We start from the raw sequence: 13,438 nt of genomic DNA, 5'->3' as shown, positions 1-13,438 counted from the left end.
TGAAAATAGGCGGGAGTTGGCTGTAGAAAATTACCGTTTTTAAATCGGTTTAATCTTAACCTTATTTGAAAAAAAATCTCTTGATCTTCACGCAAATTTTCGAGCTAAATTTTGACTGTTTAAATTGGAATCAAACGCACGAAAATCGTGCAAAAATCGACTAAAAAAGGCGGCCACTCTGTGATACCGCCTGTTTCGATTACTCTTCGAGCAACTTAGAGTTTCTTGGTGTGAACGATGTAATTTACGTCAACATTGCGACCCAATTTATAAGTGTCAGTCAGTGGGTTGTAAAGTAGACCGGTGATACCTTGTTCAGTAAGATCTGTTTGATCGATCATTTTGATCATTTCAGAAGGGCGGATGAATTTTTCATGGTCATGAGTGCCTTCTGGAACGATGCGCAATAGCTTCTCTGCGCCGACAATCGCAAAAAGATAAGATTTAAAGTTGCGGTTAAGGGTTGAGAAGAAAACATGACCGCCCGGTTTGACTAAAGCAGCGCAAGAGGAGATAACCGATTGAGGGTCAGGCACGTGCTCTAGCATTTCCATGCAGGTGACGACATCGTATTTGCCCGCATTTTCTACCGCGTGGTCTTCGATGGTGCTTTGGATGTAGGTAAGCTTGGTGCCTGTTTCGAGTGCGTGTAGGCGAGCAACCTCAAGTGGCTCTTTGCCCATATCAAGCCCCGTTACTATCGCGCCTTCTTTTGCCATGCTTTCCGCTAAGATGCCACCACCACAGCCAACATCAAGCGCCGTTTTACCAAATAGGCCACCTACGTTATCCATCACGTAATTGAGACGCAGCGGGTTGATTTGATGTAAAGGTTTGAATTCACCTTCTAAATCCCACCAACGCGATGCCATATCCTCGAACTTTTTAATTTCGTTTGGATCTACATTTTGTGTTTTAGTCATGTTCCATCTATCTATTTGGCAAACTTGAAGGGCATTATAGCGGTTCTTAGCCTGCTCTCCATACTCAAAGTAACTTTTCTGTAAAGGTGTTGAAAATATAACCAATAATCAGCGGCATATGCAGCATGTGTGCAAATTCTCAGCATTTGAATCGCAACAAAGCTCACAACCTGATAAAAGGAGAGGGAAAGTAATGCCGAAGTAACCATAAGTGTGTTATATTTTTTGGCCTTGTACGTATCGAACATACGATCAAACTATAGAGGGATAATGGCTCTATGAGCGATCTAGCTAAAGAGATCACGCCCGTAAACATTGAAGATGAGCTTCGAGGTTCATACCTAGACTACGCGATGTCAGTAATCGTGGGTCGTGCTCTTCCAGATGTGCGTGATGGCCTAAAACCAGTACACCGCCGCGTTTTATTCGCGATGAATGTACTAGGTAACGATTGGAATAAACCATATAAAAAATCTGCCCGTGTCGTGGGTGATGTAATCGGTAAATATCACCCGCACGGTGATAGCGCTGTATACGATACTATTGTTCGTATGGCTCAACCGTTCTCACTACGTTACATGCTGGTCGATGGCCAAGGTAACTTTGGCTCGATTGATGGTGACTCCGCGGCAGCAATGCGTTACACCGAAGTACGCATGGCAAAAATTGCCCACGAATTACTAGCAGACCTAGACAAAGAAACAGTTGACTACGTACCTAACTATGATGGTACGGAGCAAATTCCAGCGGTTCTACCAACGAAAATTCCAAACCTATTGGTAAACGGTGCTTCAGGTATCGCAGTAGGTATGGCAACCAACATTCCACCGCATAACCTTGGTGAAGTGATCGATGGTTGCTTGGCTTACATCAATAATGAAGAAATCACAATTGATGAGCTAATGGACTACATTCCTGGTCCAGATTTCCCAACCGCAGCACTTATCAGTGGCCGTAAGGGCATCGTTGATGCTTATAAGACCGGTCGCGGTAAGATTTATATGCGTTCTAAAGCGGAAATCGAAGCTGACAAGAATGGTAAAGAGACCATTATTGTTACGGAAATTCCATATCAGGTGAACAAAGCTCGCCTAATCGAGAAGATTGCTGAGCTAGTTAAAGATAAGAAAGTAGAAGGCATCAGTGCACTACGTGACGAGTCAGATAAAGACGGTATGCGTATTGTTATTGAATGTAAGCGTGATGCAGTGGGCGAAGTGGTTCTAAACAACCTATACGCACAAACTCAACTGCAAACGACTTTCGGTATCAACATGGTTGCGCTGAACAATGGTCAGCCTCAACTGTTCAACCTGAAAGATATGCTTAAGTGCTTCGTCGATCACCGCCGTGAGGTTGTGACCCGTCGTACTATCTTCGAACTGAAAAAAGCTCGTGACCGTGCCCATATCCTTGAAGCACTTGCGCTTGCACTTGCGAACATCGATGAAATCATCGAACTGATTCGTAATGCAGCAACACCAGCAGAAGCGAAAGCTGGCTTGGTGGCTCGTGGATGGGATCTTGGCAATGTAGCAGCAATGCTAGAAAGTGCTGGTAATGATGCGGCTCGTCCTGATTGGCTAGAGCCTCAATACGGCATCCGTGATGGTCAATACTTCCTAACGGAAACCCAAGCACAAGCAATTCTAGACCTACGTCTACACAAGTTGACTGGCCTAGAGCACGAGAAGATTCTAGACGAATACAAAGCACTACTAGAAGAAATCGCAGAGCTAATGCACATCCTTGCAAGCACAGAGCGCTTGATGGAAGTGATTCGTGAAGAACTAGAAACCGTTCGTGATGCATTTGGTGATGTTCGCCGTACTGAAATCACAGCCGCTAGCCATGATATCGACATGGAAGAGCTGATCGCTCGTGAAGATGTAGTGGTGACATTGTCACACGAAGGTTACGTTAAGTACCAAATCCTAAGCGACTACGAAGCTCAGCGTCGTGGTGGTAAAGGTAAGAGTGCGACTAAGATGAAAGAAGAGGATTACATCGAGCGTCTGCTTGTTGCGAATACTCACGATAACATCTTATGTTTCTCTACTCGTGGTAAGACATACCGTCTGAAAGTGTACCAATTGCCTCTAGCAAGCCGTACTGCACGTGGTAAGCCAATCGTAAACATTCTTCCGCTAGAAGAAGGTGAGCGTATTACGGCAATCCTACCGGTATCTGAGTTCTCCGCAGATAAGTTCATCTTTATGGCGACTGGTGACGGTACCGTGAAGAAGACATCTCTGGATCAGTTCTCAAACGTACGTTCTAACGGCCTAATCGCGGTTAACCTACGTGACGATGATTCGCTAATCGGTGTGGACATCACGACCGGTGAAAGCGATATCATGCTGTTCTCGAAAGCAGGTAAAGTGGTTCGCTTTAGTGAAGATAAAGTACGTGCGATGGGCCGTACCGCAGCAGGTGTTCGCGGTATGAAACTCGCAGATGACGACCAAGTTGTTTCGTTGATTGTTCCTTCAAATGAAGGTGACATTCTAACGGTGACACAAAACGGTTACGGTAAGCGTACTGAACTTGCTGAGTACCCAACGAAAGGTCGTGCGACCCAAGGCGTTGTTTCTATCAAAGTTTCCGAGCGTAATGGCCCAGTAGTTGGTGCTGTTCAAGTGGAAGAAGGCGATGAAATGATGATGATCACTGACGCAGGTACGTTAGTACGTACACGTGTTGCTGAAGTGAGCCAAGTTGGTCGTAACACTCAAGGTGTAACACTTATCCGTACAGCTGAAGATGAATCGGTAGTTGGTCTACAACGTATCGATGAGGTTGAAGAAGTTGAGCTTGCTGAAGGCGAAGAGGGCGAAGTAGCCCAAGCGACTGAAGGTGAGCAAACAAGCGAAGGTGATGCTCCTGCATCAGATGACGCAGCAACCGAATAATCGTCTAGATTAGCGTTAAAAACCGAGCCAATGGCTCGGTTTTTTTATATCTGAGAGAAAAGGAATGGACAAAGATAACAATATTTGATGAATTAGTGGTCTATTACAAATAATTAACAAAAGGAGTTTGTTAATGGGATTCGACGTCTGGGCTCTATATTTCATTGCCATCTTGGTGCTCACGGCTTCTCCGGGGCCAAGTTCATTATTGTGTATGACTAAAGGTGTCACCAACGGCTTTAAAACCGCATTGTTTACCGCTTTAGGTAGCTTGACCGCCATTACCCTCATTTTAACGCTATCTTTTACTGGTTTAGGCCTTGTGATCGCGTCGTCTGAACTGCTGTTCAACATTATTAAATATACTGGCGCAGCCTACTTAATCTATTTGGGCATTAAAGCATTAATGTCTAAGCAACAAGATTACGAAATGCAAGGCGAGCAAGATAAACAGCAACAGTCGCTATTCAAGCACTATGCTTCGGGCTTTATTGTCGGTAGCAGCAACCCCAAAGCAATTCTCTTTTTTACCGCTTTATTTCCTCAGTTTATTCAGCCAGAAGCGCCTTTGTTCAATCAATACGTGATTTTCGCCGTTACTTTTATGGTAATGGAGTTTGGCTGGTTGGCCATTTACGCGTTTTTAGGCGCAAAATCATCGAGTTGGTTGTTCGCAAAAGGCCGTGCGCGAATCTTCAATCGAGTGACTGGTGGCGTCTTTATTGGTGCAGGTACTCTATTAACTACCGCTACAAAGGCATAGTGGGTCGCAATTTATAAATTCCATCTTTGGTATATTCGTACGCTTTAATGCGAAAGGAGATGACTATGCCAGATGGAATGGGAACACCGATGGCCATATCAAATTACCTCGGTGTTTTGCTTGTTTTATTGTTGTCATACCCAGTGGTGTTGGTAGCGGCGAACATGATTGCCTTTGGTGATGTAGCGAAGAAGCGTTGGTCGCGTCGAGTGAATTGGTTCTATGCAGCGCTCGGTGTGATAGCGTTTGTTATGCACATGCAAACTGAAGTCGTTTACGGACGTGAACTCTATGAATGGCTAGAGAGTCAAAAGTAATTATTTTTGTCGTTATGATTTCATAAAATAAAATCGGATTTATTTTTACGAAATACCTTGTTTTACAAATGGTTATATTTGCACGTTTGCGCAACAAAAGTGCGTGCAATTTCACATTTTTGCGGCTAATATTCGACCTCCCAAAATTTTGGTTAGTCACAAAAAATGAACATCTCCCTAAAACAAAAACTAATTGGTGCTAGCTTATTGGCGGTTTTGCTAATGGCGGGTACTCTTACTTGGCTTTCAGCCGACCAGTTATACCAACAAACGCGAAATGGTATTTATTCACGAGCAGAAAGCTTGTCGAATACCGCTGCGATTGGTATTTCAGATTGGATTTCTATTCGACGTAATATTGCCACCGCTTTTAATGAGCACAGCACCGAAACTGACGTAATCCCATTTTTAGTTCAAGCCCGTAACGCAGGCGGCTTTGACGATATCTTTTTAGGTACGCCTCAAGGTGACATGCTTCGTTCTCATCCAGAGCGTAACCGCGCGGGTTATGACCCTCGTACTCGTCCTTGGTACATCGATGCGAATAACGCGGGTCGCCAGATCATCACTACCGCTTACCAAGATGCAATTACTAACGCTTTACTTGTAACCATTGCCGAACCTGTTCGTCATAATGGTCAAATGGTAGGTGTAGTAGGTGCTGATGTATTAATCGATCAATTGATTGCTGATGTGATTAGCCTAGATGCGGGCGAAAATGCCTATGCTATGCTGATTGATAAGCAAAATGGTACGTTCTTGGCACACCCAAACAAAGCGTTATCACTTAAGCCGACAACGACATTAGCAAGTGATCTGACTATGTCAGCTATCAATGCTGCTGAGCAATCAGGTAGCATAGAGATTATTTTGCGTGAAGGTAAAGAGAAGCTGTACTACTTCAAGAGCGTTCCAAATACCGACTGGGTATTCGCGGTTGAAATGGATCGTGAAACAGAACAGGCAGGACACGCACAACTTCTTTCAAATCTACTTATTACAGCGGCAATCATCACTATCTTGGTGGTTATCGTAGTATCTTGGTTAGTGAGCTTCTTGTTCCGCGATTTGGTGCGAGTTTCACAAGCATTAGATGAAATAGCGTCGGGTGAAGCAGACCTAACTCAACGTATTACACCGCACAGTGATGACGAAGTAGGCCGCCTCGCGATCAGCTTCAATACGTTTGTTGGCAACATGCACCAGATGGTAACCAACTTAAGCAAAGTATCGGCTTCGCTTTCTGAGCAGTCAAAAACAACCGCACAGCAAGCAGAAGAACGCAGTACGCGTATTCGTACCCAGCAAGATGAAATCAACATGGTAGCAACGGCGATCAACGAGATGGCTGCGGCGACACAAGAAATCGCGGGTAATGCTGATAATACAGCGCAAAGTTCTTCAGAAGCGGTAGGCGCATGTGTTCACGGTGGTTCACAAGTGCATCAGACTCAATCTTCTATCCAAAATCTTGCTCAAGAAGTGCAAGTGGCGACAGAAGTTATTCAAGAGCTTGAAACGCACGGCAATAGCATCAACACGATTCTATCGACGATTCAAGGCATTGCTGAGCAAACTAACTTGCTAGCATTGAATGCGGCGATTGAAGCGGCGCGTGCGGGTGAGCAAGGCCGCGGTTTTGCTGTGGTTGCTGACGAAGTTCGTGTATTGAGCCAACGTACCCATGCGTCGACTCAAGAAATTCAGCAAATGATCGAAACGCTGCAAAGCACGACGGTTAAAGCTGTAGGCATTATGGGCGATAGCCGCATGCTAGCAGATACCAGCGTTGCCGATGCCGATAGCGCGTCAGCAAGCTTGACGCAAATTCAAGCAGCGGTTGAGGTGATCAGCGATATGGCAACGCAAATTGCGTCAGCAGCAGAAGAGCAAGCGTCAGTGACTTCTGAGATCACGCGTAACACGGTTGGCATTCGTGATGTATCGAACGATCTAGCGAACGAAGCGCACGATGCAGCAGAGCAAGCGGCACACCTATCGTCACTTTCTCATGAGCTAGAACGCGAAATTAATCGCTTTAAGCTGTAATCAGCGAGATACGAAAAAGCCCCAACAATGAAAATTGTTGGGGCTTTTTGTTATTGGGCGATAGCAATTTGCTATCGCCACTCATGCTAAATGTCGTGTAGGTTACGCTGCTTGAGAAAACTCAGCGATGAAGGCATCTTTACACTCATTGAATCGGTTCACCAGATCATCAATATCATCTTGGTTGTATTGCTTAAGACCACTCGCGACCATGCGTTTTACGCCTTTACCGACTACTTCACCATCTTGGATAAAGTCGAAGTTTAGTGTAACTAGACCTCGTTTACCTTCAACATCGAATGTCGCACCGGCAAACGTTACTTCTGGCGCAGTTAGGTCTAGGTGGTTGAACTCAACTTCCATGCTCTCGTAGATAACAAGAGGACGTTGGCAGTTAATCATCATCTGTTTCTCTTCCATTAGAGGAACCATGATGTGAGGGAAGTTCATACCAGAGAACTGTACGTAGTTGGTGACTACGTGCTCAATGAATGCAGCATCTTGGCTAACGGCGCCTTCGCGGTTCATATGCAGGTATTCTTTACCGTTAGCATCCACAACAGCTGCTTCTTTATCGCATTTGTTTTCGATATGAAGAGCTACACCGTCACTGACCATTCCTGAGAAATCAAAACGCATTTTTTGACTCACGCCTTGCTTAGAAAGCAATACAGCGAATAGCAAATCGCCAGGCACGCAAAAACGTTTGTTGTCTTCGTCATGGATAGGGTTGAAATCGCCCGCTACTTTCTTAGCAAAGTGACTTGCTTGTTGACGGGTAAATTGGAACTGGTTTTCTTGTGTAGAAAAGTACGGTGTTAAAAACATATCTTACGCTTAGTAGCCAAAACTGCATGCGATTATATATGAGTAACGGATTTCACTGGTCAATCCAGTAGGAGAACTAAGGTTTTGGATATGAAAAATACAAAGGCCAATGTCACTTGGCCTTTGTATTGCTAGGGGACGCGTTATCGCTTAGCTATCACTTGGCAGTAGCTGACTAGGCATAAGGCCATTGTGCACGGCTAGTTTTAGTAATGCATTGGCCTTTTCTATGTCTGGCGCAAAGTAGCGGTCTTTATCGTAAAAGGAAACCTGCTCCCTCAGTATTTGTTTGGCTTGCTCAATACGCGAAGAAGACATGAGCGGGGCTCTAAAATCTAACCCTTGTGCGGCTGAAAGGTACTCAACGGCCAAGATGCCGCGAGTGTTCTCGGCCATATCACGGAGTCGACGGCCAGCAAATGTCGCCATCGAAACGTGGTCCTCTTGGTTGGCTGATGTCGGTAAGCTATCAACTGAGGCAGGATGGGCGAGCGTTTTGTTTTCGCTTGCCAATGCGGCTGACGTTACCTGTGCAATCATAAAACCACTGTTTACACCGCCATTATCGACGAGGAACGGCGGTAGTTTACTTAACGCACTATCAATCAGCAGTGCCATTCGGCGTTCCGATAAACTGCCAATTTCCGCAATGGCTAAAGCAAGGTTGTCTGCTGCCATCGCGACTGGCTCGGCATGAAAATTACCACCGGAGATGATGTCTCCATCTTCAAAGAAGACTAATGGATTATCCGATACGGAGTTCGCTTCTATTTGTAAGATGTCCGCAGCATTGCGAATTTGTTGTAAACATGCCCCCATGACCTGAGGCTGGCAACGTAATGAATATGGATCTTGTACTTTTTCGCAGCAGGTGTGTGACTCGCCAATTTCACTGCTATTTTCGAGCAAATGTCGATAAGCATTGGCTGCATCCATCTGCGCTCGGTGTCCACGTACGCGATGAATTCGTGGGTCAAACGGGCGACGACTACCTAGAGCAGCTTCCACAGACATTGCACCGCATACGGTCGCAGAGGCGTAGAGATCTTCTGCCGCGAACAGTCCTTCTAGCGCAAACGCTGTTGAAGCTTGTGTGCCGTTCAGTAGAGCTAAGCCCTCTTTGGGCGCTAGGGTAATTGGTTGAATACCCGCGATGGTGAGGGCTTCAATACCTGAGATTACCTTGCCGTTATGGCGTGCTTGGCCTTCACCTAATAGTACGGTGCTCATGTGGGCAAGGGGGGCTAAGTCACCCGATGCACCAACCGAGCCTTTTTGCGGCACGCAAGGGTAAACTTGAGCATTAACCAACTCAATGAGCGCTTCAATAACCGACAAACGGATCCCTGAGTAGCCTTTTGCTAGGCTGTTGATCTTCAGTACCATCATTAAGCGGACGGTTTCATCGGACATGAACTCGCCAATACCTGCAGCATGAGATAAAACAATACTCTTTTGCAGCACTTCTAAATCTTGTGGTGCGATGCGTGTGTTGGCTAGCAAGCCAAAGCCTGTATTGATGCCATAAACGGTGCGGTCTTCAGCGATGACTTGCTCGACAACTTGGGCACTCTTTTCAATCGCTTCGTGCGCACTTGAGTCAAGCGTTAAATTGATAGGGGAGCGGCTGATTTGACGTAACTGTTTGAGTGTCAATTGCCCTGGGTGCAGTATTAAATTCAACATATCCATCCCCTTATCGCAGTTTAGCCAGTTCTTGATTCAGCATCGGCAGATCGAGCTGCTGATCGGCGGCGCACTGTTTAGCAATGTTATAGCCTGCATCAGCGTGGCGCATAACGCCTGTTGCCGGATCATTATGAAGGACTCGTGCGATACGCTCTGATGCATCGTCGCTGCCATCACAACAGATGACCATGCCGGAGTGTTGTGAGAAACCCATACCCACGCCACCGCCATGATGCAACGAGACCCAAGTTGCGCCACTTGCTGTGTTTAACATGGCATTAAGCAACGGCCAATCGGATACCGCGTCAGAACCATCCATCATGCCTTCTGTTTCACGGTTAGGGCTGGCAACAGATCCCGAATCGAGGTGGTCTCGCCCAATGACTATCGGTGCTTTGAGCTCGCCGCTACGTACCATTTCGTTAAACGCTTGACCTAAACGTTCGCGGTCTTTTAAGCCAACCCAACAGATTCGTGATGGTAAACCTTGGAATTGAATGCGCTCTCGCGCCATATCAAGCCAATTGTGGAGATGAGGGTTATCTGGGATAAGTTCTTTGACTTTTTGGTCAGTCTTGTAAATATCCTCGGGATCGCCAGAAAGAGCAGCCCAACGAAATGGCCCGATACCTTCGCAGAAAAGAGGTCGAATGTATTGCGGTACAAAGCCCGGAAAATCAAAGGCATTCTCAACGCCTTCTTCCAACGCCATTTGACGGATGTTGTTGCCATAATCAAGGGTAGCGGCCCCACGTTGTTGTAGATCCAGCATCGCTTTCACTTGTATTGCCATTGATTGCTTGGCTGCTTTGACTACTTTGGCTTCGTTGGTGGCACGCATTGCCTCTGCATCATCCATGCTCCAACCTAACGGCAGATATCCATTGAGCGGATCGTGGGCAGAGGTTTGGTCTGTTACTACATCGGGCGTAACCCCCAACTCGACAAGTTTAGGGAAGATTTCTGCGGCATTACCGAGTAGACCAACTGAGATAGGTTCTTTAGCGTTATTAATCAGCTCAAGGGCTTCATCTAAGCTGGTGGCTTTTTTATCTACATAGCCAGTGCGAAGACGATAGTCTATACGGGATTCGTCGCACTCGACAGCTAACATCGAAAAGCCAGCCATGGTTGCCGCTAAAGGCTGTGCACCGCCCATGCCACCAAGACCACCGGTTAATATCCAGCGACCACGAGCATCACCATTAAAGTGCTGCTTGGCTACCGCGACAAACGTTTCATAGGTGCCTTGTACAATTCCTTGTGAACCTATGTAGATCCAACTCCCAGCGGTCATTTGGCCGTACATCATTAAGCCCTGTTTATCGAGCTCATTAAAGTGTTCCCAGTTTGCCCAGTGAGGAACAAGATTCGAGTTAGCAATTAGTACGCGCGGAGCGTTCTTATGGGTAGGATAAACACCCACTGGTTTGCCTGACTGTACGAGCAGGGTTTGGTCTTCTTCAAGACGTTCGAGTACTTCCACAATCTTATCGAAACACGCCCAGTTTCGCGCTGCTCGTCCAATACCACCATAGACTACTAATGCGTGGGGGTGTTCTGCCACATCTGGGTCTAAATTGTTCATTAGCATACGTAGCGGCGCTTCGGTGAGCCATGATTTAGCATTGAGTTTTGTGCCACGGGGTGCGCGTATAGTACGCGAGGTATCGAGACGCTTTAAATCAACTTGGCGTTCCGTCATGAGAAGACTCCTTGTTATTCTCTATTTTTCTGAGAAGGCATTGGCGATATCCCAACACAACCTTGCCGCCAAACGCGCGGTTTGACTATCCACGTCATAGGTGGGGTTGTATTCGGCGATATCGGCAATCACCAACTTTTTCTTGTAATGTAGGATACGTTCTAGAAATAGATTGATAGTGTCGAGGCTAATGCCTCTGGCTGCCGGTGCGCTCACTCCTGGAGCAATGGCCGCCGGGAATACATCTAAGTCGATGGTTAGATAGATGTAATCGCAGTTATCGATAAAGTGTTGCAGTTGGGTAAGGTGATAAACGTGGTTGAGATGAGACAGATCTTTGTCCTCTACGTACCACACGCCAAGTTCATCCGCTTTATCAAACAACGCTTTGGTATTGCTGGCTCGGCTGACTCCTAAACAGGCGTAGTGAAATGGCCATTGTTTTTGATCGCAATAGTGATGAATTTGATTAAATGGAGTGCCAGAGCTTGGCTTTACTTCAACTTGCGGATGTTCAAAGGCGCGTAAGTCAAAATGGGCATCGAAGTTGATGATGCCGATGCGCGGGGCTTTGTTTGGGTTTAAAAAATCGAAGTAACGGGCTAAACCTAAAAAAGACGCCCACGCGACTTCATGACCACCACCAAGAGTGATGACAGGAGTAGAGCGAAGTGCGGTTGCGATAACGTCAGCGCATTGCAATTGGGCTTGTTCAAGTAGATCATCTTCGCACACGATGTTACCAAGATCGATAATCGCACTTTCTTTATGCCATGCCATGTTTGCTAGCGCACGACGAATAAGATCTGGCGATTTACGCGCGCCAATTCGTCCTTTATTGCGTGCCACGCCGGCGTCACATGCGAAGCCTAAAATGCTGACTGCATTGTGGTAAGGTTGGAGCTGGTCAACTTGCATGGTTTTAATCACGCTATGGATTCGTTTGCCAAGCGCGCCGTCTTCTTCGTCAACACGCCCTTGCCAATGAAACTCTTGTTGGGTGGTCAGGTTAGACATAATCCATTTTTCCCCCGACGATGCGCGCATGTAGTCGCGACACGCCTTGCAGATAACTAAAGTCGGCAGGATGGTCGATATCCCAGATAGCGATGTCTGCCTGATAGCCAACTCGTAACTGCCCGGTTTGGTTGGCTAATCCTAGAGCTTGCGCGGCATTGGATGTTACGCCGCGTAACGCTTCTTCTGGTGTTAAACCAAACAAAGTGCAGCTCATATTCATCATCATAGTTAAATCTGCGAAAGGTGACGTACCAGGGTTGATATCGGTGGCGACTGCCATAGGAACTTTATGCTGACGAAGCAGTTCAATAGGCGGCTGCTGGGTCTCTTTTAAGAAGTAGAACGCACCAGGAAGCAGCGTCGCAACCGTTGGGCTTTGGGCTAAGGCTTTGACGCCTTGCTCATCCAGATACTCTACATGGTCGACCGACAGTCCTTGGTATCTCGCTGTTAAAGCAGAACCACCGAGGTTAGATAGCTGCTCGGTGTGCCCTTTAATCGCTAAGCCATGTTGCTTGGCAGCAATAAACACCTGCTCGGTTTGAGCGAGATTGAAACCAATAGATTCACAAAACACGTCGACGCTCGTTGCGAGGTTTTGTTCGCTAACCGCAGGGATGATTTCGTTACATACATAGTCGATATAGGCGTTTGGATTATTTGTGTATTCGGGCGGCGTAGCATGAGCTGCTAACAATGTCGTGGACACATTGACTAAACGGTGGTCTTGCAACGCTTTGGCGGCACGGAGCATTTTGAGCTCGTCTTGTAACGTTAAGCCGTAGCCGGATTTGATTTCTACTGTGGTCACGCCGCAGCGAAGTAGACCATCTAAACGTGGTAGCGCCGATTCAATCAATTGTTCTTCACTGGCAGCTCGGGTCGCGTTAACGGTAGAGAGGATTCCGCCCCCATTGGCAGCAATGTCTTGATAGCTCATTCCGTTAAGGCGCATTTCAAACTCGTTAGAGCGATTCCCAGCGTAAACGAGGTGTGTATGGCAGTCGATAAAGCCGGGAGCGACTAGACGCTGAGCACAATCAATGATTTGCGTAGATGGGGTACTTGGAAGAGATTGGCCAATAGACTCAATATAGCCATCTTTGATTTGCAATGTCGTTGGCGCTGAGATGGTATAGCCAAGAGCGCCATGCTCCATCGTGACTAAGCGAGCGTTCGAAAGCCAGTATTCGTGAGTGGTGAGTAGAGCATCCTGCACAGTATCAATCCAA

At 46.6% G+C, this 13,438-nt stretch carries 10 protein-coding genes; 4 read left to right on the top strand and 6 right to left on the bottom strand.

Annotation, left to right across the window (positions count from 1 at the left end):
• Positions 1 to 215 precede the first annotated feature (215 nt).
• Positions 216 to 923, bottom strand: coding sequence for a bifunctional 2-polyprenyl-6-hydroxyphenol methylase/3-demethylubiquinol 3-O-methyltransferase UbiG (gene ubiG / locus OH461_RS04745; RefSeq protein ID WP_270019462.1), 708 nt, complete (start codon positions 921 to 923; stop codon positions 216 to 218).
• A gap of 278 nt (positions 924 to 1,201) precedes the next feature.
• Here ubiG and gyrA point away from each other — a divergent pair, with 278 nt between their 5' ends.
• The 4 genes from gyrA (at position 1,202) to OH461_RS04725 (ending at position 6,964) form a co-directional block, all read left to right on the top strand.
• Positions 1,202 to 3,835 (top strand): DNA topoisomerase (ATP-hydrolyzing) subunit A, encoded by a 2,634-nt coding sequence (gene gyrA, locus OH461_RS04740; protein ID WP_270019461.1) that lies wholly within the window; start codon positions 1,202 to 1,204, stop codon positions 3,833 to 3,835.
• Positions 3,836 to 3,968: 133 nt separating this feature from the next.
• A complete protein-coding gene (locus tag OH461_RS04735; RefSeq protein ID WP_270019460.1) occupies positions 3,969 to 4,598 on the top strand; it encodes a LysE family translocator in 630 nt (209 codons plus the stop codon).
• 65 nt (positions 4,599 to 4,663) lie between these two features.
• On the top strand, positions 4,664 to 4,915 hold the full coding sequence (locus OH461_RS04730) for a hypothetical protein (RefSeq protein ID WP_270019459.1): 252 nt from the start codon (positions 4,664 to 4,666) through the stop codon (positions 4,913 to 4,915).
• A 165-nt stretch (positions 4,916 to 5,080) separates the two neighbouring features.
• On the top strand, positions 5,081 to 6,964 hold the full coding sequence (locus tag OH461_RS04725) for a methyl-accepting chemotaxis protein (protein WP_270019458.1): 1,884 nt from the start codon (positions 5,081 to 5,083) through the stop codon (positions 6,962 to 6,964).
• A 102-nt stretch (positions 6,965 to 7,066) separates the two neighbouring features.
• Here OH461_RS04725 and OH461_RS04720 read toward each other — a convergent pair whose 3' ends face one another.
• The 5 genes from OH461_RS04720 to hutI form a co-directional block, all read right to left on the bottom strand.
• Positions 7,067 to 7,792, bottom strand: coding sequence for a DUF3581 domain-containing protein (locus tag OH461_RS04720; protein WP_270019457.1), 726 nt, complete (start codon positions 7,790 to 7,792; stop codon positions 7,067 to 7,069).
• A 150-nt stretch (positions 7,793 to 7,942) separates the two neighbouring features.
• The gene (gene hutH, locus OH461_RS04715; protein ID WP_270019456.1) at positions 7,943 to 9,484 is read right to left on the bottom strand and encodes a histidine ammonia-lyase; all 1,542 of its coding nucleotides are present in this window, start codon (positions 9,482 to 9,484) and stop codon (positions 7,943 to 7,945) included.
• Positions 9,485 to 9,488: 4 nt separating this feature from the next.
• Positions 9,489 to 11,186: a urocanate hydratase gene (hutU, locus tag OH461_RS04710; protein WP_270019455.1), complete on the bottom strand. Its 1,698-nt coding sequence runs from the start codon at positions 11,184 to 11,186 to the stop codon at positions 9,489 to 9,491.
• Positions 11,187 to 11,207: 21 nt separating this feature from the next.
• On the bottom strand, positions 11,208 to 12,203 hold the full coding sequence (gene hutG / locus OH461_RS04705; protein ID WP_270019454.1) for a formimidoylglutamase: 996 nt from the start codon (positions 12,201 to 12,203) through the stop codon (positions 11,208 to 11,210).
• Positions 12,196 to 13,365, bottom strand: a complete 1,170-nt coding sequence (hutI, locus tag OH461_RS04700) for an imidazolonepropionase (protein ID WP_270019864.1) — start codon at positions 13,363 to 13,365, stop codon at positions 12,196 to 12,198. Before hutI ends, hutG begins: the two co-directional genes overlap by 8 nt.
• Between the last annotated feature and the right edge of the window lie 73 nt (positions 13,366 to 13,438).

This window comes from Vibrio sp. LaRot3 (assembly GCF_027587025.1).
Taxonomy (GTDB): domain Bacteria; phylum Pseudomonadota; class Gammaproteobacteria; order Enterobacterales; family Vibrionaceae; genus Vibrio.
This window is presented reverse-complemented; position numbering and strand designations above follow the sequence as displayed.